Source organism: Vibrio sp. YT-19(2023), from assembly GCF_033337395.1.
On the sequence record NZ_JAWOQN010000784.1, the window covers coordinates 1 to 594 of the forward strand.

Annotated in this window: 1 protein-coding gene; it reads left to right on the forward strand. The window is 46.0% G+C overall.

The window, feature by feature from the left end; all coding sequences use genetic code 11:
- The coding region (gene rarD / locus R7E78_RS28450) for an EamA family transporter RarD (RefSeq protein ID WP_318058924.1) at positions 1-594 on the forward strand (594 nt) is incomplete at both ends.

The window sequence follows — 594 nt, forward strand, 5'->3', positions numbered from 1 at the left end:
CCTAATGCTGCAATGGATGAGTTGCTGGCATGGCGCATTATTGGCTCGGTACCCGTGGGGATTCTTATCGTCTACGCGGTGACTCGCCATTGGCCAAATTGGTCACAGGTGTGGCGAGATAAAAAGTCTCTTTGGTATACCTTTGTGGCAAGTAGCCTAATGTGTATTTCTTGGAGTGCATTTACGTGGGCGTTGACTCACCATCGAGTGATTGATGCAAGCTTGGGCTTTTTCATCGGGCCACTTGTGTCTGTCGCTTTAGGTGTATTTGTTTTGGGAGACAAGCTTTCTAAGGGGCAATTAATTGCAATATTGCTCGCAACTTGTGGCGTGTTATACCAAGTGTTTCAATACGGGCAGCTACCGTTTGTTGCCTTAACAATGGGGCTTTTCTTTGCGCTTTATGGACTCTACAAAAAGAAAATCAACTACGATTGGAGCACAACATTGTTTATTGAAGCACTTGTTCTTGCGCCGTTTGCGTTGGGATATTTGCTGTTCAAACAATGGACGACTGGCGAGCTTGCTTCTTCCGTTGATACGACAACCTTATTGCTTTACTTCGTCAGCGCGCCAACCACGATTCTTCCTTTG